This is a genomic window from Acinetobacter larvae (assembly GCF_001704115.1).
In the GTDB taxonomy this organism is placed as follows: domain Bacteria; phylum Pseudomonadota; class Gammaproteobacteria; order Pseudomonadales; family Moraxellaceae; genus Acinetobacter; species Acinetobacter larvae.
Genome location: NZ_CP016895.1, coordinates 1,051,414 through 1,072,205 on the forward strand (window position 1 = coordinate 1,051,414; position 20,792 = coordinate 1,072,205).

The 20,792-nt window shown below is 40.5% G+C and carries 17 protein-coding genes, 3 tRNA genes and 1 other RNA gene; 12 read left to right on the top strand and 9 right to left on the bottom strand.

Annotated features, from left to right (window positions below):
• Window positions 1-15: 15 nt before the first annotated feature.
• Window positions 16-1,155 (bottom strand): glutamine-hydrolyzing carbamoyl-phosphate synthase small subunit, encoded by a 1,140-nt coding sequence (carA, locus tag BFG52_RS04720; protein ID WP_067553171.1) that lies wholly within the window; start codon window positions 1,153-1,155, stop codon window positions 16-18.
• Between the two features lie 342 nt (window positions 1,156-1,497).
• On the opposite strand from carA, the gene BFG52_RS04730 reads away from it, so the two are divergent.
• Window positions 1,498-2,010: a hypothetical protein gene (locus BFG52_RS04730; protein ID WP_067553176.1), complete on the top strand. Its 513-nt coding sequence runs from the start codon at window positions 1,498-1,500 to the stop codon at window positions 2,008-2,010.
• Between the two features lie 98 nt (window positions 2,011-2,108).
• On the opposite strand, the gene BFG52_RS04735 is transcribed toward BFG52_RS04730, so the two are convergent.
• Together BFG52_RS04735 and BFG52_RS04740 are read right to left on the bottom strand one after the other, a co-directional pair.
• On the bottom strand, window positions 2,109-2,651 hold the full coding sequence (locus BFG52_RS04735; RefSeq protein WP_067553178.1) for a DOMON domain-containing protein: 543 nt from the start codon (window positions 2,649-2,651) through the stop codon (window positions 2,109-2,111).
• A gap of 13 nt (window positions 2,652-2,664) precedes the next feature.
• Window positions 2,665-2,988 carry a YhbY family RNA-binding protein gene (locus BFG52_RS04740; protein WP_067553180.1) on the bottom strand — a complete coding sequence of 108 codons (324 nt, stop codon included), beginning with the start codon at window positions 2,986-2,988 and terminating at the stop codon, window positions 2,665-2,667.
• A gap of 584 nt (window positions 2,989-3,572) precedes the next feature.
• Here BFG52_RS04740 and rlmE point away from each other — a divergent pair.
• From rlmE to BFG52_RS04760, 4 genes are all read left to right on the top strand, one after another.
• Complete coding sequence (gene rlmE / locus BFG52_RS04745) at window positions 3,573-4,223, top strand: 23S rRNA (uridine(2552)-2'-O)-methyltransferase RlmE (RefSeq protein ID WP_067553182.1); 651 nt, start codon at window positions 3,573-3,575, stop codon at window positions 4,221-4,223.
• A 137-nt stretch (window positions 4,224-4,360) separates the two neighbouring features.
• Window positions 4,361-6,250, top strand: a complete 1,890-nt coding sequence (gene ftsH / locus BFG52_RS04750; protein WP_067553184.1) for an ATP-dependent zinc metalloprotease FtsH — start codon at window positions 4,361-4,363, stop codon at window positions 6,248-6,250.
• A 131-nt stretch (window positions 6,251-6,381) separates the two neighbouring features.
• Window positions 6,382-7,242, top strand: a complete 861-nt coding sequence (gene folP / locus BFG52_RS04755; RefSeq protein WP_067553186.1) for a dihydropteroate synthase — start codon at window positions 6,382-6,384, stop codon at window positions 7,240-7,242.
• Window positions 7,243-7,499: 257 nt separating this feature from the next.
• Complete coding sequence (locus BFG52_RS04760) at window positions 7,500-9,164, top strand: vWA domain-containing protein (protein ID WP_067553188.1); 1,665 nt, start codon at window positions 7,500-7,502, stop codon at window positions 9,162-9,164.
• A gap of 272 nt (window positions 9,165-9,436) precedes the next feature.
• Here BFG52_RS04760 and BFG52_RS04765 read toward each other — a convergent pair.
• The 3 genes from BFG52_RS04765 to BFG52_RS04775 all read right to left on the bottom strand — a co-directional run bounded on the left by BFG52_RS04765 (window position 9,437) and on the right by BFG52_RS04775 (window position 10,018).
• Window positions 9,437-9,522 (bottom strand) — tRNA-Leu (locus BFG52_RS04765).
• Between the two features lie 326 nt (window positions 9,523-9,848).
• Window positions 9,849-9,934: transfer RNA gene (locus tag BFG52_RS04770), tRNA-Leu, on the bottom strand.
• Window positions 9,935-9,944: 10 nt separating this feature from the next.
• Window positions 9,945-10,018 (bottom strand) — tRNA-Cys (locus BFG52_RS04775).
• A gap of 151 nt (window positions 10,019-10,169) precedes the next feature.
• On the opposite strand from BFG52_RS04775, the gene folD reads away from it, so the two are divergent.
• Window positions 10,170-11,018 carry a bifunctional methylenetetrahydrofolate dehydrogenase/methenyltetrahydrofolate cyclohydrolase FolD gene (folD, locus tag BFG52_RS04780; RefSeq protein WP_067553190.1) on the top strand — a complete coding sequence of 283 codons (849 nt, stop codon included), beginning with the start codon at window positions 10,170-10,172 and terminating at the stop codon, window positions 11,016-11,018.
• 206 nt (window positions 11,019-11,224) lie between these two features.
• On the top strand, window positions 11,225-11,890 hold the full coding sequence (locus tag BFG52_RS04785) for a class I SAM-dependent methyltransferase (protein WP_067553192.1): 666 nt from the start codon (window positions 11,225-11,227) through the stop codon (window positions 11,888-11,890).
• A gap of 154 nt (window positions 11,891-12,044) precedes the next feature.
• On the opposite strand, the gene BFG52_RS04790 is transcribed toward BFG52_RS04785, so the two are convergent.
• Together BFG52_RS04790 and BFG52_RS04795 are read right to left on the bottom strand one after the other, a co-directional pair.
• Entirely contained in the window at window positions 12,045-12,479 is a 435-nt protein-coding gene (locus BFG52_RS04790) for a hypothetical protein (RefSeq protein ID WP_067559138.1), read from the bottom strand.
• Between the two features lie 147 nt (window positions 12,480-12,626).
• Window positions 12,627-14,456 carry a phosphoenolpyruvate carboxykinase (GTP) gene (locus tag BFG52_RS04795; protein WP_067553194.1) on the bottom strand — a complete coding sequence of 610 codons (1,830 nt, stop codon included), beginning with the start codon at window positions 14,454-14,456 and terminating at the stop codon, window positions 12,627-12,629.
• 590 nt (window positions 14,457-15,046) lie between these two features.
• On the opposite strand from BFG52_RS04795, the gene BFG52_RS04800 reads away from it, so the two are divergent.
• From BFG52_RS04800 to groL, 3 genes are all read left to right on the top strand, one after another.
• A complete protein-coding gene (locus tag BFG52_RS04800) occupies window positions 15,047-15,832 on the top strand; it encodes a metallophosphoesterase family protein (RefSeq protein WP_067553196.1) in 786 nt (261 codons plus the stop codon).
• A gap of 316 nt (window positions 15,833-16,148) precedes the next feature.
• Window positions 16,149-16,439 carry a co-chaperone GroES gene (gene groES / locus BFG52_RS04805; protein ID WP_067553197.1) on the top strand — a complete coding sequence of 97 codons (291 nt, stop codon included), beginning with the start codon at window positions 16,149-16,151 and terminating at the stop codon, window positions 16,437-16,439.
• 57 nt (window positions 16,440-16,496) lie between these two features.
• Entirely contained in the window at window positions 16,497-18,131 is a 1,635-nt protein-coding gene (gene groL, locus BFG52_RS04810) for a chaperonin GroEL (RefSeq protein WP_067553199.1), read from the top strand.
• A 601-nt stretch (window positions 18,132-18,732) separates the two neighbouring features.
• Here the strand turns inward: groL and ssrA are convergent.
• Window positions 18,733-19,092: a transfer-messenger RNA gene (gene ssrA, locus BFG52_RS04815) on the bottom strand.
• A gap of 176 nt (window positions 19,093-19,268) precedes the next feature.
• Between ssrA and BFG52_RS04820 the strand changes: the two genes are divergently transcribed.
• Both BFG52_RS04820 and BFG52_RS04825 read left to right on the top strand, forming a co-directional pair.
• Window positions 19,269-19,802 carry an RNA polymerase sigma factor gene (locus BFG52_RS04820; RefSeq protein ID WP_067553201.1) on the top strand — a complete coding sequence of 178 codons (534 nt, stop codon included), beginning with the start codon at window positions 19,269-19,271 and terminating at the stop codon, window positions 19,800-19,802.
• Entirely contained in the window at window positions 19,803-20,780 is a 978-nt protein-coding gene (locus BFG52_RS04825) for a FecR family protein (RefSeq protein WP_067553203.1), read from the top strand.
• The last annotated feature ends 12 nt before the right edge of the window (window positions 20,781-20,792 follow it).

The window sequence follows — 20,792 nt, forward strand, 5'->3', positions numbered from 1 at the left end:
TGTCTGGCTCCTTCATTATGATTTGCTGTTGTCGATAAGTTCGATGAAATGATCGAACAGAGGGGCGCAGTCATGCGGGCCTGGGCTGGCTTCGGGGTGACCTTGGAAACTAAATGCAGGCTTATCCGTACGATGAATACCTTGTAAGGTATTGTCGAATAATGATTTATGGGTGGCAGTGAGATTGGCAGGTAAGGTGTCTGCATCAACCGCAAAGCCATGGTTTTGTGAGGTAATCATCACCGTACCATCTTGAATGTTTTGTACAGGATGGTTTGCACCATGATGACCATGATTCATTTTGATGGTTTTGGCACCAGAGGCAAGTGCTAAAATTTGATGTCCTAAACAAATCCCAAATAGTGGGATGTTGGTTGTTTCAACAAGGGTTTTAACAGCTTCAATGGCGTAGTCACATGCTGCTGGATCGCCAGGACCATTGGATAAGAAAATACCATCGGGATTAAGTTCTAGCACCTTGGCAGCAGGCGTTTGTGCTGGGACTACCGTTAGCTTACAACCGCGATCTGCAAGCATACGTAAGATGTTGGTTTTGACACCGTAGTCATAGGCGACAACATGATATTTTAATTCGGGTTTGCTAAAGCCTTGTCCGAGGGTCCAAGAACCTTCAGTCCATTCGAATCCAGCTGGATCGCAACATTCTTTGGCTAAATCTAAACCGTTAAGACCTGCAAACGCGCGAGCCTTGGCAATTGCTTGTTCTTCTGTAATATTTTCACCGGCAAGTATGCAGCCATTTTGAGCGCCGCGATCACGTAAAATACGTGTCAATTTACGTGTGTCGATGTCTGCAATAGCCACAACATTATGCTGTTGTAGATATTCTGATAATGATTGATTTGAACGGAAGTTACTGTGTAATAGTGGTAGGTCACGAATAATTAAACCGTTGGCCCAGACTTTATGAATACGACCTGATTCAACGTCTTCATCATTACAACCAGTATTCCCGATATGCGGATAGGTCAGGGTGACCAGTTGTTGTGCATAACTCGGGTCTGTCAAAATTTCTTGATAGCCAGTCATGGCGGTGTTAAAAACGACTTCACCAGTCGTACTACCCGATGCGCCGATGGAAATACCTTTAAAGATCGTTCCATCTGCGAGGGCTAAAATGGCGGGGGTGCTCAAACCAAAGCTCCTGAACTTAAAACCACAAAATGAAGCTGTAAAAAAGCGAGTAGACGAAAAAAAAAGGATGGTTTTGTTTGAAACCGATCCTCCTCATGTCTGCTCGCTTGAACTTAACATTGCATTATACGGAGACTTTGTTGAGTTGTCCATGATGAAAATAGCGAAGTTTATAGATAATGTGCTTGATTTTTACGGTGAAATCATATTGTTGTATTTTATCAGTCTTTAACATAAAAAAATGCCTATTGTCAGTTCATTGTAGTGTTTAGATAAATAACATTGGCAAGACCTTAATAAGGGTTATTCTTAAGTTTCTTTTATAAAAAAATAGGGTCTGTTATGCCAGTAAAACAACAAAAAAATCAGCCAAACCCAGCTGCTACCGCAGTTGTTGCCAGTGATCCGCAACAACCAGTCATTGCTGAGCACGTGGCGGTGCAAACAGCACCAGTAGCTGTTGATCCTGATATTAATGATACTGATATTAACTTAAGTGCTTTCGCACAAGAGTTGAGTACTGCGGATTCATCGCTTGCATCGTCAAGCGCACCAGCAGATAAGCATCGCCAAATTGAGCTTGTTCAACAACAATTACTCAATTTAAAACAAGATGTTCTGCGGCATGTTGCCAACATTAAACAGCAGTTGGAATATTCACAACAAAGCTTAGTGGCTTTTAGTCAAGTTGTTAAAGGAGAAGTTGGTACAGTCTATGAGGATGTGTCGCGTTTAGGACAGCAACTTAAAACTGAAGTTGTCGAAATTTCACATAAACACAAGACGCAACTGTCACAAAGCTTAAAACGTTCAAAAGAAAATACGTTACAACAATGGGATAAAGTAAAATTTTAAATTGAAAATGCACAACGCAATTATTTGTGTTGTGCATTTGGTCTATTTACAGGTTTGATTCATTTGCACGCTGTCTAGCTGAACATGTCTTTGCTGATCTAAAAGCGATGTAACCAATCGCGTTTATTATGAAAGTCAGCCTGACTTAAACTTTGATGTTGCAAGGCATAGAGCTGTTGCCCAGTTTGAGTATCGATGACTGCACAGAGACCTAAATATAAATCATCCCATTGCAGACGATGGTTCCGCATAAACTCGCTCAAATCTAGGCTTGCTTTTAAGCCATAAGCTGTGCGTTGTAAATCTTGCAGTGTAATATCTGCTGCAATTTGAGGAGGAGTGGATTCAGGGTAACGATATTCTTCAAATTGGTAGGCTTGCCATGCATGAGGTGGCACCAAATGAATTTCCCGATAGGGATCTTGCTCTTGGATGCCGATAAATATTTCAAAGCAAGTGTGTTGCCATAAAAAATCTTGGCGAGCGAGTTGATCCTGTGATGAAGTCCATTGCACAGTTTGATAAGGATCAGTGATCCAAAAACCTACATTTAAAGTGCTTGCCTGTTCTGTTTCAACTGCAGCAACAATGGTCACCGCATGGAAATCTTTTTGAAAAGGTATCAGTTCATAACTGGCCATAATTGCGGTTCAATTACTTTAAAAGATGTGCATGGCGAACTAAATTAGATAATTTAGCATTTTGCTTGTCAGCTTTTTTGTAGATCAGTGCAATTTTACCAATGCGTTGTACCAAGGCTGCTGCTGTCGTGTTGATTAATTCATCAATAATGTGTTGACGTAATTCACGGTCTTCGCCCGCAATTTTAATTTTAATCAACTCATGATCATTTAATGCACGTAAAGTTTCTTCAATAATCGCATCTGTTAAGCCCTGAGCACCGATCATCACAACGGGATTCAGCGTATGACCAATTTGACGTAAACGTTTACGTTCCTGAATAGATAAAGCCGCCATAGAAAATCACCTGTTATTCAAAACGCCTGATTATAGCAAAGCTCTATTTTATTCGCTCTAAAAATATAAAACTTCTTTAGGGTTAGCCTTTCTCTGGGGGCTGTGGCGGATAGGGGATGTCCGCTTGGTTGTTTTTACACTTAAGTTACACCGAAATGAGGTAGGCTATTTTGTACAGTTGATTGTATGAATTATGTTATCCCTACTTGGTGGGAAAACAGCTATTTGCCGAGCGAAATCTAACAAAACAAGCGGCAACATCTTCGTTTAATTCATTTTAGCGAGCCAAACTTAAAAATGGATTACGCATGATGTGTTTAATGTGGTTACCGATGTGTACGGGGTGAAAAACCTTGCGTAGTATGGATGCTAATTAATAATAATTTTCAAACGAAAATACTATAAATAAAGCGCTATCATGGCGTCTCGAATATATCTTGCATATATTTCAGCTGGTTTTGCTTCCAGAAAAATACGTGCAATTTGCAATGAAATTTTGCTGATTTAAATGTACAGCTGTACTGCATTTGAGATTAATTTCACGTACAATGATGTTTGCTATGTTGTTAAGAATTTAGTGAGTTATGGCTACACGCATTACCAACCAAAAGTTGTCTAAAAGTAGTCGTGCTTGGATGAGAGAGCATCTAGATGATCCTTTTGTTAAGAAAGCACAAAAGGAAGGATATCGAGCTCGGGCTGCTTATAAGTTGTTGGAAATTCAAGAAAAATATAAGCTGATCAAGCCTGGTATGACGGTGGTGGATCTGGGGGCAGCCCCTGGGAGTTGGTCACAAATTGCGGGCAAGCTTGTAGGAGATGAAGGTTTAGTGATCGCATCAGATATTTTAGAGATGGATGCTTTACCCGATGTAACTTTCTTACAAGGTGATTTTAGAGAGCAAGAAGTTTTCGAAAAATTGTTAAATATTTTAAACGGACGCAAAGTAGACGTTGTAATTTCTGATATGGCCCCCAATACATCAGGTAATAAAGCCGTCGATCAACCCCGTCAGATTTATTTATGTGAACTTGCACTAGATTTTGCCAATAAGGTATTAGACCAAAAAGGGCAATTTGTGGTAAAAGTATTCCAAGGTGTTGGTTTTGATGAATTTCGGAAGCAAGTGGTGGACAGTTTTGATGTGTTAAAAACTGCAAAACCCGCAGCATCACGGGCACGTTCGAAAGAGGTTTTTTTAATAGGACAAGGCCGTAAAAAGTCATCGCAATAATCTTTACTTGCCAAGTTGGTAAAATTTGTGCATTTTGTATCTTTTTTAAATTACTGCGATGTAAGTTACACGCTTTTTGTTAATGGTCAGCCTTTAATACGGCATGATCAGAATTAGATTGATATGGGAATAAAGCTTTGAGCGATCTCTTCAAAAATGCCGTATTGTGGCTCGTTATTTTAGGTGTGCTGATTCTGATTTTCAGTAACATCAGTGACCGCAGTAAGCCATCTGCAATGAACTACTCTGATTTTGTTGCGGCGGTAAATGCTGGTCAAGTTAAAAAAGTAACTATAGACGGTGTACAAATCACTGGTGAAAAAACCAATGGTACTCAGTTTGAGAGTGTTCGTCCTCAGGTTGAAGATACTCAACTTATGCCTAGCCTGACCAAAAATAATGTCGTCGTTGAAGGTGCAGCACCGCAACGTCAAGGCTTATTGATGCAACTGCTTATTGCCAGCTTCCCTGTGCTTTTAATTATTTTATTATTCATGTTCTTCATGCGCAACATGGGTGGTGGCGCAGGTGGTAAGAACGGTCCAATGAGTTTTGGGAAGTCCAAGGCAAAAATGTTGGCTGAAGATCAAATTAAAGTAACATTTACAGATGTTGCTGGTTGTGATGAAGCAAAACAAGAAGTTGTTGAGATTGTTGACTTCCTGAAAGATCCATCAAAATTCAAACGTTTGGGTGCAACTATTCCGAAAGGCGTTTTAATGGTTGGTCCTCCAGGTACGGGTAAAACACTTTTGGCCAAAGCCATTGCTGGTGAAGCCAAAGTACCATTCTTTAGTATCTCAGGTTCAGACTTTGTTGAAATGTTTGTAGGGGTTGGTGCTTCACGTGTTCGTGATATGTTTGAGCAAGCAAAACGTCATGCACCTTGTATTATCTTTATTGATGAGATTGATGCGGTTGGTCGTCACCGTGGTTCAGGCACAGGTGGTGGTCATGACGAGCGTGAACAGACGTTGAACCAAATGTTGGTTGAGATGGATGGTTTTGAAGGCAATGAAGGTATTATTGTCATTGCTGCAACCAACCGTGCTGATGTACTGGATAAAGCGTTATTACGTCCAGGTCGTTTTGACCGTCAGGTGATGGTGGGTCTGCCAGACATCAATGGTCGCGAACAGATTTTAAACGTACATTTGAAAAAACTGCCTTCAGTTACAGGTGTAGATGTCAAAGTACTTGCGCGTGGTACGCCAGGTTTTTCTGGTGCGCAATTGGCGAACTTGGTTAACGAAGCTGCATTATTTGCTGCACGTCGTAATAAAAACACTGTCGATATGCATGATTTTGAAGATGCAAAAGACAAGCTTTATATGGGACCTGAGCGTAAATCGATGGTTATTCGTGAAGAAGAGCGTCGTGCAACTGCTTATCATGAAGCGGGTCATGCAATCGTAGCTGAAATTTTACCGGGCACCGATCCAGTACATAAAGTAACCATTATGCCGCGTGGTTGGGCTTTGGGGGTAACATGGCAGTTACCTGAATTTGACCAAACCAGCCATTATAAAGATAAGATGTTGAATGAAATTTCTATCTTATTTGGTGGTCGTATTGCTGAGGAAATCTTTATTCATCAGCAATCAACTGGTGCATCAAATGACTTTGAACGTGCAACCAAAATGGCGCGTGCAATGGTCACCAAATACGGTATGTCAGATAAGATGGGTGTGATGGTCTATGAGGATGATTCACAACAATCTTTCTTAGGTAGTATCGGTAGTCGTACCATTTCTGAAGCGACACAACAACAAGTTGATGCAGAAGTACGCCGTATTCTTGATGAGCAATATCGGGTTGCCTATGATATCTTGGAAAATAATAAAGATATTGCACATACCATGGTAAAAGCCTTGTTGGAATGGGAAACGATCGATCGCGAACAAGTCCGTGACATTATGGAAGGTCGTGAACCGCGTCCACCCAAAGTTTATGTTGCTGAGAACCCGGTATTGGATGTTGTTGCAAGCGATGATGCCAATACACCTCCACCTTTACCAGCCAGCTAATCATCAATGTTAAAAAGTAAAAGGCGTTTTATTCAGTAAAGCGCCTTTTTTTGTGAGTTAAAATTATTGTGTCGATTAAAACCACTGGTGGTAGACTTATTCTCTAATTTTGCTACATCGGAAATGTTGTTATGCGGCTTATGTCTTTGCCACAGCGTTATTTGCAATGCAGAGAAAAAACACTTGATTTATCAAAACCTCATATCATGGGTATCTTAAACGTCACACCTGATTCTTTTAGTGATGGTGGTCGATACTTAGACCAGAATAAAGCGATTGCACATGCACAGGAAATGATTACCGCTGGTGCTTCAATTATTGATATTGGAGGGGAGTCAACACGCCCGGGTGCTGCAAAAGTTTCGGTGGAGCAAGAATTACAACGTATTATTCCTGTGGTACAGGCATTACATGGCTTAGATGTGGTGTTGTCGATCGATACCTCTACACCTGAGGTGATTGAGGCTGCAGTCGCACAGGGGGCGCATATCTGGAATGATGTACGTGCTTTAAAACGGCCAGGTGCTTTAGAAATGGCTGCGCAGCTTGCCATTCCAGTCATTATGATGCATATGCGTGGTGAGCCAGACAATATGCAGCAGTTTGCACAGTATGATGAATTATGTGATGAGATAATATTTGAATTAAAAGAGCGCATTTCTGCTGCCATTGAAATGGGCGTACAGCGAGATCATATTTTGATAGATCCTGGTTTTGGCTTTGCCAAAGATACTACACAGAATTTGGCGTTGTTGCGGCAGTTATATCGGTTAAATGAACTTGGGTTTCCATTGGTTTCAGCATTGTCTAGAAAAAGATTTATTGGCGATGTTTTGGGTGGAGTCGATGCTCCACAACGCGTGCTGGCATCGGTTACAGCACATCTTATTAGTATTCAACAAGGCGCTTGTATTGTAAGAGCGCATGATGTTGCTGAGATGAAACAAGCTATTGTGTTGTGGCAGGCAATGCAAGCCACAACGATTACTTGAGTGCGTTATCGTTTGAATATGTTGAATATGTTGAATATGTTGAAGATATTCTGAGTAATCATGTTATGTTTTACGGGCAAGGTCGGCGAGGTCTTATTGGCTATATGCCCATGTTCGATTTAGATTGATGCATATTATTTTAAAAGTGTCTTAAAAAGTATCTTGAAAAGAAATATCGCACTCATGCCGCAAGGAGCTTTTGTGTGAGTGCGATGATTAGTTAAAAATATTACAGACTATGTTCATGGTGGAAAAATATGAATCACTTGGTTATAAAAATATTGAGTTTTAGTGCACTGAGTTGGGCTTTGTCTGGTTGTGGCCAGCATGCTGTACAGCGAGATATTACGGCTTATGAAGCGACTACACCCGCTGGAGTGCTTATGCCAGCACCGATGGAAGCCTCCGCAGTAAGACAACGTATGACAGGGCAGTCTGTGGCAAGAGTGCCGGTCGCGCGTCGAGCGGAAGCAAGTGTTTTATATGAAAATACAGAGCGTTATCAGAAAAATACCATCAATCCAGTACATCGTGTAGCAGAACAAGCGGTCTCAACTTTTAGTATCGATGTGGACACTGGTAGTTATAGTAATGTACGGCGTTATTTAGAGTCTAATGGTCGTTTACCCCCTGTAGATGCTGTGCGTATAGAGGAGATGATTAACTACTTTGATTATGACTATCCTTTGCCAGTAGGGCAGCATCCTTTTGCTGTGCATACCGAAACTGTGGATTCCCCTTGGCATAAGCAAGCGAAATTAATCAAAATTGGTATACAAGCCAAGAATATTGCGAGCAAAGATTTACCTGCAGCGAATTTGGTTTTTTTGGTAGATGTTTCAGGCAGTATGTCAAGTGATGATAAATTGCCGCTGGTGAAGAAAACGCTGCGTATTTTAACAGAACAATTAAGACCCCAAGATACAGTGACATTAATCACCTATGCGAGCGGTGAAAAGCTGGTATTAGCCCCGACATCTGGTCGTGAAAAACAAAAGATTCTAAAAGAGATTAATAAATTACAAGCAGGTGGCGCGACAGCTGGAGAGCAGGCAATCCAAATGGCTTACCAACAAGCGCAAAAAGTATTTATTAAAGATGGAATTAACCGTATTTTGCTGGCAACAGATGGTGATTTCAATGTTGGGATTAGTGATTTTGAAACCTTAAAGGGGATTGTTGCAGAGAAACGTAAAAGTGGTATTTCACTGACAACTTTGGGTTATGGAACAGGGAACTATAACGAACGCCTAATGGAGCAATTGGCAGACGCAGGGGATGGTAACTATAGCTATATAGACAGTGAGAAAGAAGCGAAGCGTGTATTGCAAAGACAGCTTTCATCGACTTTGGCGACTGTGGCGCAAGATGTCAAAATCCAAGTGGAATTTAATCCCAATAGCGTTAAAGAATATCGTTTGGTGGGCTATGAAAATCGTATGCTAAAACAAGAAGATTTTAATAATGACCAAGTAGATGCAGGCGATATTGGTGCGGGACACCGTGTGACTGCAATTTATGAAATCATTCCTGTAGGACAAAAAGGCTGGCTGGAAGATTCACGTTATCAAAGCAACAATACCGTAACTGCTGCTCAAGCGAATGGTCAAAATCAAGAGTTTGCATTTTTAAAGCTACGTTATAAATTACCACAACAAACACAGAGTATTCTGATGAGCCAACCGATCGCTGCAAGTAGTCAGCCTTTGACGAGTGCGAATGTGGATACGCGTTTTGCGGTTGCAGTTGCGGCATATGGGCAACAACTCCGCGGTGGGCAATATAATGGTCCGATGGGATGGGAACAAATCGTTCAACTGGCACAAAGTTCTGTTGGTACAGACCCATTTGGTTTACGACAAGAATTTGTCGATTTAGCCAAGATCGCCCAGAGTTTAAGTAGTCAGGCAGGAAAAGAATAATAGAATAATAGTAAAAAATAGTAGAAGAAGGGTGATGGCGTGTTGGGCGTTCATCACCTTTTTTGTTTGGTAGGATGGTGCATTGCTTTGGTGTATTGCGAGATTGATTGGGCGTGAGGTGCGTAATGTATGATTTGGGGGCGATTTCGCATGCTGCGTTGCATTGCGTATGCAAATTGAGTTGATGAGAGATCGGCGAATTATGAAATGATAGATATAAAAAAACCAGCATCATGCTGGAATTGTTTGGCACCATTTTAGGTTGTCTAAAATGGTGCCCGGGGCCGGACTCGAACCGGCACGCTTTGTGGGCGGGGGATTTTAAATCCCCTGTGTCTACCTATTTCACCACCCGGGCATGTGCGCAATCATATAGGAGCAACGAAAGCTTGGCAAGCATCTGTCGGCGAGTTTGTTGGCTTTTCAATCAAATTATCTGTAGCTGTCGAAAGATATAACAATATTTGCTTGTGTATTGCAGTCTTGGGTTTGTGATAATGGGTATTGATGTTTACATCGTATGTTGTCCAATCACGGTATTACTCCACCGCGTGCTGTTGCAAATCCATGCTGGTTTCTGGTATTTGAGGAGCAGAGAATAGGGGGCGCTGTATTATAAAATTCAGACATAAAAAAACCAGCATGATGCTGGAATTTTTTGACACCATTTTAGTTTGTCTAAAATGGTGCCCGGGGCCGGACTCGAACCGGCACGCTTTGTGGGCGGGGGATTTTAAATCCCCTGTGTCTACCTATTTCACCACCCGGGCTTTACCAAGTTGGAGGCGGAGGTCGGAATCGAACCGGCGTACACGGAGTTGCAGTCCGCTGCATGACCACTCTGCCACCCCGCCATCTCTTGGTGATGCACATATTAGCAATGTTTGAGAAAAAAACAATAGAAAATGTGATGAAGATGGACATAAAAACATCATCTAAAATAAATTCAGCTAAATAATCATGTATTATTTGCAAACTTGTTCGAATCTTGGCTGGAGATGTATTGTGGCATTGGTATTAGATGGTCGTGCATTAGCAAAAAAAATTGAAGCAGATTTATTGCTGCGTGTTGAGCGTTTAAAAGAAAAATCGGGTCGTACCCCAATTTTAGCAACTATACTGGTTGGTGATGATGGGGCATCGGCAACTTATGTGCGCATGAAAGGCAATGCTTGCCGCCGTGTGGGGATGGAATCATTAAAAGTTGAATTAGCCAAAGAGACAACAACAGAACAATTACTCGTTGAAATTGAAAAATTGAATGCCAATCCTGATGTACATGGCATCTTGTTGCAACATCCTGTCCCAGCTCAAATTGATGAGCGTGCTTGTTTTGATGCAATTGCTTTGGAAAAAGATGTTGATGGTGTGACTTGTCTTGGCTTTGGTCGTATGGCAATGGGGGAGGCTGCATATGGTTCAGCAACACCGGCTGGTATTATGACGATTTTGACTGAAAATAATATTGAAATTGCTGGTAAACATGCAGTGGTTGTTGGGCGTTCAGCTATTTTGGGTAAACCGATGGCGATGATGTTATTACAAGCCAATGCAACAGTTAGCATTTGCCATTCACGTACTAAAAATTTAGCGGATTATGTAAAACAAGCCGACATTATTGTTGGTGCTGTGGGTAAGGCTGAGCTGATCCAAAAAGATTGGATTAAAGCTGGTGCTGTAGTGGTGGATGCTGGCTTCCATCCACGTGATGGTGGTGGCGTAGGAGATATTCAATTGGTGGGTATCGATCAAGTTGCATCGGCGTATACCCCCGTACCCGGTGGTGTGGGTCCAATGACGATTACAACTTTAATTCGTCAAACAGTAGAGGCTGCAGAAAAAGCACTGGCTTAATTTTACTGTAGCGTGCGTGCATGGGGTGCGCGACAGCATGTGCGAACATCAGTGTAGCTGAACCAATCGGCTTAAGATCATTGCGTATTTTCTATAGCATAAGGCAATGCGCTGCTTCAAACAGCGCATTGCCTTATCTTGATCTTATTTGTTATATAACGCTTTAATCGAGCTTAATCCATTCAAATGCTTAAAAAGGTACTGTGATGCCATATTCTATTCACCCGCCAGCGCAGCAGCTTTTAGATGCCTTACAGGCTGTCATTCCAGGTTGTCAGTTACAGCAACAACAATTACCACAATCCCCGATACGACTTTGGCTCATTCCTGCCGAATTCCCGACTGATCGATTAGATGATGAGACCATTCGTCGTATTTGGAACGAAACACCGTATTGGATTTTTTGTTGGGCATCCGGGTTGGCGATGGCGCAGTGGTTATTGGCTGAACCAGAACATGTTAAAGATAAAGTTGTTTTGGATTTTGGTGCTGGATCGGGTGTGGTGGCGATTGCCGCAAAAATGGCGGGTGCAAAGCGGGTGATTTGCTGCGATCTAGATAAAAATAGCTTATTGGCTTGTCAGCAAAATGCCCAGCTTAATCAGGTGGAATTGGAATATTTGGCTGATTTATACCAAGCCCCTCAGGTTGATGTTTTATTGGCTGCAGATGTGCTCTATGATCAATGTAATCGTTTCTTTCTAGATGATTTTTTGAAGTTTGCACAGCAGGTTTGGGTTGCAGATAGCCGTGTGAAAAATTTTCAACACCCTCAGTACCGTAAATTAGATACACGAAGTGCCACAACATGGCCGGATTTGGATGAGGCGCAGGAGTTTCGTAATGTATGTTTTTATCAGAGTATCGCCTGAGTGAGGCTTTGTCCGGTTGAATGAGAGAATATCAAGAATAAAATATTTAGTTGGAGCGTATAAAAATACAGTGTCTATATTTGCAAAAGATATGACCGACATATCTTTTGCAGTTGTGCTTCAACTTTTATATTTCAATGTGATGTGTTAGGTCTTAGTTGCTTGTACAGGTATAACGAACCACATGTAAGGTGCTTGGGCGAGTTTCAAGGATTTGCTGTGCTGCATAGCCTTCACTGTTATTGGTGCTTGGCGTATTCGCCAAACCAATCGAAGTGCGACTATTCCCTAGTTTGATGCCATATTGGTCTTGTTTATCATTTGCAGGATTGGCAATTTCGGTGATGCTCAGCACTTTTAATTTAAAAGTTTGGTTGCTTTTTAAGACTTTTTGGCAAGCATGCTGCAATTTATTTTCATCGAGTTGACGATCTTTACGTGCTGCAAGTGTATAGACCAATACAGCGCTATCGGCATTTTTTTGTTCGATTTGATAACCTGTCGTGCCATTAAATTGGCTTGGAGTAGATTGACATGCGGCTAACAAACCCGCTGCAATTGCGACAGCAGCTAATTTTATAGTATTCATCATAAAGCGTTCCTATTGCACAATATGCTTAGTATGCCATAGTCACGGTCAATAAACGATGAGTAGCATGCTGAAAGAATAGATAAAATTAACAAATTTTTGGCATAAAAAAGACCACAATTGCGGTCTTTTTTATGCACATTCAACTTAAGATGCTTTAACTGCATCTAATAGTTGTTGCTGACGAACCTTGAGTGCTTCAGGTAAGCGCTCACCGAGTTTATTGAAAAGCTCAGTGTGACTTTCGATTTCTTTGATCCAAAGTTCTTTGTCTTGGCTGGTAACCAAGTTGAACTCTGCTTCCGAGAAGTCGCTACCAGTCCAGTTAAGATCGCTATAGGTTGGTACATAACCAATTGGTGTTTCAACCGCATGACCACGACCTTCACAACGTTCGATCATCCAGTCCAATACACGCATGTTTTGACCGAAACCAGGCCAAACGAAGTTGCCTTCTGCATCACGGCGGAACCAGTTAACGTTAAAGATTTTCGGTAGTTTATTCCCTGCAGCTGCAGCCTTAGCACCCACTTCTTCACCCATTTCTAACCAATGGCTAAAGTAATCAGCCATGTTGTAGCCTGTGAAAGGGAGCATTGCAAATGGATCACGACGCACAACACCTTGTTGACCCACAGCAGCTGCTGTTGTTTCAGAGCCCATTGTTGCAGCTTTATAGACACCATCAACCCAGTCTAAAGCTTCGCTGACTAAAGGCACAGTGTCGGCACGGCGACCACCAAAGATAAAGGCAGAGATGGGGACACCTGCTGGGTTTTCCCAGTCGGCATCAATGGATGGACATTGTGCTGCTGCAACAGTAAAGCGGGCATTTGGATGTGCTGCTTTTTCTGCGCCAGTATGTGCTTGACCTTTCCAGTTGGTTAGGTTTGCAGGTGCTTCTTTGCTTAAACCTTCCCACCATACTTCACCATTATCTGTTACTGCAACGTTGGTATAGATAACGTCTTTGTGCAGAGTCGACATACAGTTCGGGTTGGTCTTGGTATTGGTTCCTGGTGCAACACCAAAGAAACCAGCTTCAGGGTTAATGGCATATAAACGACCATCTTCACCTGGTTTAATCCAAGCAATGTCATCACCAACAGTTTCGATTTTCCAACCTTCATAACCTGCTGGTGGAATCAACATCGCGAAGTTGGTTTTACCGCAGGCAGAAGGGAAGGCAGCAGCGATATAGTGTTTTTCACCACGTGGATTAGTCACACCCAAAATCAGCATGTGCTCAGCTAACCAACCTTGTTGGCGACCCATTGCAGAGGCAATACGTAAAGCCAAGCATTTTTTACCTAATAGTGCATTACCACCGTAGCCTGAGCCATAAGACCAGATTTCACGTGTTTCTGGGTAATGAACAATGTATTTTTCTGGATTACATGGCCATACAACGTCCTTTTCACCTTCCGCAAGCGGAGCGCCTACAGAGTGTACACAAGGGACATATTCACCATCAGTACCTAGAACGTCGTATACTGCTTTACCCATACGCGCCATTTTACCCATGCTAACAACAACATATGGAGAATCTGTAATTTCAATACCGATATGCGCAATATGACTACCTAAAGGACCCATTGAAAATGGCACGACATACATGGTACGACCTTGCATGCAGCCATCAAATAAACCGTTTAAACGGTTACGCATTGCAGTCGGTTCTTCCCAGTTGTTGGTAGCGCCAGCATCTTCTTGTTTTTCTGAGCAAATAAAAGTACGACCTTCGACACGTGCAACATCAGATGGATCAGAGTTTGCTAAATAAGAACCAGGATGCTTCTCTTGGTTAAGTGCTTGCATGGTGCCGTTAGCAATCATTAAATCAATTAAGCGTTGATACTCTTCTGCGCTACCGTCACACCATTCAATTTTTGCTGGTTTAGTTAATTTGGCAACGTCTTCCACCCAAGCGATCAGCTGAGGATGACGGACGAATTCTGGTGCGTTCACTTTGGTCATGGTGAGGCCTATCTAAAATGTGTGCGTTGAATGAGCACAAATAAAAGTCTGAAACCTAGAAACTTACTACTCTAAGCCACAGATTTAAGTACGAAAAAAAAGTGGCTGTATTAAAGCACAAATAAACGAAAAAATTAAGGCTTGTCTCTCAATTAAGCATGCCGGTATGACTGGTCTCAATTACTTGTTAATACAAAGTTTTTTATTTTTATCTTGAAATATATTGCTTTATAATCCTTGGTAAATATCGAGTATATATAATAAAAATACTAAAATGTTGCAATTATCTATTGGTCGAATAAAGGCAAAAAAATCGTAATTTTTATTTTTGCGCTGTATGTATATATGATGCAAAATTGAGAATTGTTTGTTTTAAAAACAGGCAATATCCCAAGGTTTTCTGAAAATATAACTCAAAATGGACTTCTACTCACAAAGCATCGTGTTGATATAGAGTAAGTGATACAGTGCAAATGTTTAGCAATAAGTAAGAAGGTTAATGCCGATTGCAGAGGGGCTAGATTCAAGCTTTATTTAAGTCATCAAGATATTGTAAGCTGAGCAATATATGAATGATTTAAAATTAATTTATGACCTTAGTACATTTGTCTGACTTACACTTTGGTACTGAAAACTTAGCGTGTTTAGAGGCAATACAGCATTTTTGTCAAATACAGCGACCAGAAGTGATTGTGGTGAGTGGTGATTTAACCCAGCGTGCCCGGAGCAAGCAATTTATAAGCTGTAAGGCATTTCTAGACAGTCTATCATGCCCTTATTTCGTTGTTGCGGGTAATCATGATATTCCACTCTTTCATTTATGGCGACGTTTATTTAGACCATTTGCGGGTTATCAAAAATACTTTGCAGCATTAGAACCCGTGCTTGAGACTGAGCATTTCTATTTGATCGGTTTAAATAGTATTCGTCCTTATTATCATTCCAAAGGTGCAATTAGTCAGTCGCAGATTGCGCGAGTAAAGCAATGCTTACAATATGCGCCACAAAATAAATTAAAACTTGTAGTGAGCCATCAACCTTTTATAACCCAGTATAGTAAACACCATCGACATGATGCGCCGAGGCTTGCAAGAGCTGCTATAGCGCAGTGGCAGGATTATGATCTGTTTGCCGTATTACATGGGCATCTTCATCAAATCGCTTGTTATGATTTAAAGCAAGAATATAACTTGGACTGTGCACAGCCTATTTTTTCTTTGTTGGCTGGTACTGCGACGTCAACTCGACATTATCAACAACAAGCAAATAGTTTTAATGTGGTTTTAAAGAATGGTTGTATTCAGCATTATGTGTTTGATCCGCTGCGAGCAGAATTTTTGCTGCATGTGCCGCCTTTGTTGTCGTCCGTTTTGTAATAAAGCGCGTAAATACAGAATTTTGCAATGACATCAAAAATTCGAAAGTTTTAAGGTTTTTATTTTTATATGTTATTGATATTTATGATTAAAAAATAATAAATGGCGATTCTAATGAAATTTAAGCGGTGATTTCACGCGCTGCATTTAGCATAAGTGAATAAAAAAAGTGCAAAAAAACAAAAATATTTGTTTAAAGCCCTTGAAGCTTGCTTTTCCATCCCCAAAAAAGTGACATGTAAAAATTTTGATAATGACCAATGGAATAATAAGTCGTTATCAGTTATCTAAATAGACTTAGTCTGATGGAGTTATTATGAGCAACATTCGTCCATTACATGATCGTGTAGTTATTCGTCGTGTTGAAGAGGAAACAAAAACTGCTGGTGGAATCTTACTTCCTGGTTCAGCAGCTGAAAAACCAGCACAAGGTGAGGTTATTGCAGTGGGTAATGGTCAAATCACTGACAATGGTGTACGTGCTTTAGACGTTAAAGTTGGCGATAAAGTACTTTTCGGTACTTATGCTGGTACTACTGTTAAAGTTGATGGTGAAGAGCTTTTAATTATGAAAGAGTCTGACATCCTCGCTGTTATCGAAGCCTAAATGAAGTTGTATTCTTAATCATACTTTTAGAATTAAAATAGTTTTGGAGTGATAAACATGTCAGCTAAAGACGTAAAATTTGGTGATTCAGCACGTACAAAAATGATTGCTGGGGTAAATACCTTGGCCGATGCTGTAAAAGTAACTTTGGGACCTAAAGGTCGTAACGTCGTAATTGACCGTTCTTTCGGTGCGCCGCATATTACCAAAGACGGTGTAACTGTTGCCAAAGAAATTAGCTTAACAGACAAATTTGAAAATATGGGTGCGCAATTAGTGCGTGAAGTATCTTCAAAAACCAATGACATCGCAGGTGATGGTACAACAACTGCAACAGTCCTTGCACAAGCGATTTTAAATGAAGGAATCAAATCTGTAACTGCAGGTATGAATCCAATGGATTTAAAACGTGGTATTGACCTTGCAGTAAAAACAGTTGTCGATCATATCAAATCAACTGCAAAACCTGCTTCTGATACCAAAGCGATTGAGCAAGTCGGTTCGATCTCTGCTAACTCTGACGAAACTGTTGGTAAACTTATTGCGCAAGCCATGGAAAAAGTTGGTAAAGAAGGCGTGATCACAGTTGAAGAAGGTTCAGGCTTTGAAGATGCACTAGATGTTGTTGAAGGGATGCAATTTGACCGCGGTTATATCTCCCCATACTTTGCTAACAAACAAGACACGTTAACTGCTGAACTAGAAAACCCGTTCATCTTGTTAGTTGACAAAAAAATCAGCAACATTCGTGAATTGATTGGTACTTTGGAAGCTGTTGCTAAAACAGGTAAACCATTGCTGATCATTGCTGAAGACGTTGAAGGCGAAGCGCTTGCGACACTTGTGGTCAACAATATGCGCGGTATCATTAAAGTATGTGCTGTGAAAGCGCCTGGTTTTGGTGATCGTCGTAAAGCAATGTTGCAAGATATTGCAATCCTAACGGGTGCAAATGTGATTTCTGAAGAAGTCGGTATGTCTTTAGAAAAAGCAACTTTAGAAGATCTTGGTACTGCGCATAAAGTTACCGTTTCTAAAGAAAATACAGTAATCGTTGATGGTGCTGGCGATAAAGCTCAAATCGAAGATCGTGTTGCGCAAATTCGTGCACAAATCGACGAGTCTACTTCTGAATACGACAAAGAGAAACTACAAGAGCGCGTTGCTAAATTGGCAGGTGGTGTTGCAGTCATCAAAATCGGTGCAGCGACTGAAGTTGCTATGAAAGAGAAGAAAGACCGTGTTGACGATGCGCTACACGCAACACGTGCTGCAGTAGAAGAAGGTGTTGTTGCGGGTGGTGGTGTTGCATTAGTTCGCGCAATTGAGGCACTTGATGGTTTAAGTGGTATTAATGACGATCAAAATGCTGGTATTAGCATTCTACGTCGTGCCATTGAAGCACCTCTACGTCAAATCGTTGCTAACTCTGGTGACGAGCCATCAGTAGTCATCAATGCTGTGAAACAAGGTCAAGGTAACTACGGTTATAATGCTGCAACTGGCGTGTATGGCGATATGCTTGAAATGGGTATTATTGACCCAGCGAAAGTAACACGTTCAGCACTTGAACATGCTGCATCTGTTGCTGGCTTGATGTTAACAACAGAATGTATGATTACTGATATTCCTGAAGACAAACCAGCTATGCCTGATATGGGCGGCATGGGTGGAATGGGCGGCATGATGTAAGCCAACCATTGAATATCTAAGATATTTAAATATATTAATTATATTTAAATTGAATAGATGTTTACTTACAGTCTTACTCACTTGTGTTTTGACTGTAAAGAAAAGGTCGCACCATGCGACCTTTTCTTTTTTTAATTTTCATGCAGATATATCTGCTTGGTTATTTTCATTAATGTTCGTGATGCACATGAGAATATCGCTATTTAGCTAGTAATTTTTGCATTCATCTTTAATTGTTTCTCTGGTACGCCCGTCTTTAATTCGCCCATAAAGTTTTTTCTCTGAAATATTCATGCGAAGTACGAACTCTGCCGTGAATATCAGATACTTTAGATTTTCTACTTTTAAGTTCAATTATTTTTTGGGAGTATTGCCATATCTTGGGGTTTTAAATTTCTACTGAGCATCTGAAAGCATGGTGTTATACTGTATAACATTTGCATAACAGATTAGCTTGATAAAGATTAATTATCAATGATTGAGCATGATCGAGTTTAGTGTAATTCAGGCAATAAAAAAGCCTCAAACCGTTGTGGCTTAAGGCTTTTCTAGTATTTTTAATCAATCTTGATAAACTATGATTAAGATTGATTTTAATATTTGGTGGAGGTGGCGGGAGTTGAACCCGCGTCCGCCAACACTACGCTCGAGAATACTACATGCTTAGATATCGTCTATTGTTTTAACATTTTATGACCCGACGAACAGGGTACAAAACGCGATCCTCTAAGTTTGGTATAAAGCCCCGAGGCTTGACTCTATACGGACTTGTGTGCGTTCGCTTCGGTCGGGTTCACTGACCACAAGTATTCAGTGAAGCGGACAAGCGGCCCTTAGGCAGCTAGAGCGTAAGTTTCGTCGTTTGCGACTATTTAAATGCAAATTTTATTTACGAGAGGAAATGCGCTCTCGGCATGCATCTATGAGTTTCATCATCAGCGTCGAAGCCAATAACACCCCCAAAGTACCGAGACATAGTAACACAGCCAAAAAAAAATACGAGCATTTTTCATTTAAAACGACGGATGCGTTGTAATTTTAAGCGATGATAAAATCTTAATTACTTATTGATAATAATTATCATTTATGTATATACTTCGAAAGTCCTTGTAACAGAATGAACAAAAGGCTCATCAGATGTCTAGTTTTTCTAATTTGACTATAAATATACAGAATAAGGCGAAATTCAATCAATTTTATCTAGAAAATTATCATTGGTTGTATAACTGGTTATGTCGTAAATTAAGTTCCGCGCATCAAGCAGAAGATATTCTTCAAGATACTTTCCTTAAAATTTTTGTTAGCCCTGAAACGATTACTCAGATTAAAGAGCCACGCCCTTATTTAGCGACGACGGCTAAACATTTAATATTGAATCATTGGCGTCGTCAGAAAATTGAAGAAAATTATTTAAAATTTTTAGCGGAGCAACAAGAGGAGCTTGTTGCTGACCCAGAGCATGTATTTATTTTAATGCAAACCATTGATCGCGTTGCAAGTGTGTTAGCGCTTTTACCAAAGCGGCAGAGATTAGCGATGATTATGCATTATATAAAGGATATTCCACAAACTCAGATTGCGGTACATTTTAATGTTTGCCGAAAAACTATACAGAGAGATTTGGCAGAAGCTTTAGTATTTTGTCATATTGAAATGGCGAAGTTACACTAAATGGCACTTCAACAAGATTTTGATGCGACTGAAAAGCAGCAAATAATGCAACAGGCTGCTTTATGGCTGGTCAAAATGAGCAGCGATGATCGAACAGATGCTGATCAAGAAGCATTTGAGCAATGGCTGCAGCAAAATCCAAAACATTTAAAACAATTACAAGCTTTAGAAAAAACCTTAGGTAATTTCTATCAGTTAAAGCAACAAAATACACCACAAGCAATATCGAATACATTAGAGCAAAGTTTTTTATGGAATGGTCGCTCTGCATTACTGATTTTATTTTCTACCCTCATGATATTGGCTATGAGTTGGAAAGTTTTACCAACGCAACAATGGTTTGCAGATACCAAAACCACTTATGATCAATGGCAAGAACAGCTACTGAGTGATCATAGTGAAATAAAGATTTCTGGAACGACTGCTTATGATATTCGATTTAATCAGCAGCAGCGGTTAATTGATTTATACCGTGGCAATATTTTAGTAGACGTTGCTAAAGATGCACAGCGCCCATTTATTGTAAAAACTAAAAATGCCAAGATTACAGCATTGGGAACGCGCTTTATTATACATCATTATGATGATGTCACGATTTTAACCATGTTGGAGTCAAAAACAAAAGTTGAATTACTGGGTGAAAATAGAGATAAACATCCCGCTATAACTGTTGCTGCTGGGCAGCAGCTTATTTTAAATAAGCAAGGTGTGATTGCACAGACAAATGTTCCAACGACCTTATTTGAAGAGGCATGGCAGCAACATATGTTGGTGGTGCAAGATATGCCTTTATCACATGTATTAGGCATATTAAAAACCTATTCTTCAATGGGGATCACATTTGAGGCAGAATCCTTACAAGATGTGAAAGTTAGTGCAACATTGCCATTAAATGATGATGGTATTGATTTGCTGAGTAAGAGTTTTAATTTAAAAGTAGAAAAAAGTTTATGGGGTAAATGGAAGATTACAAAATAAATGAATCCCAGA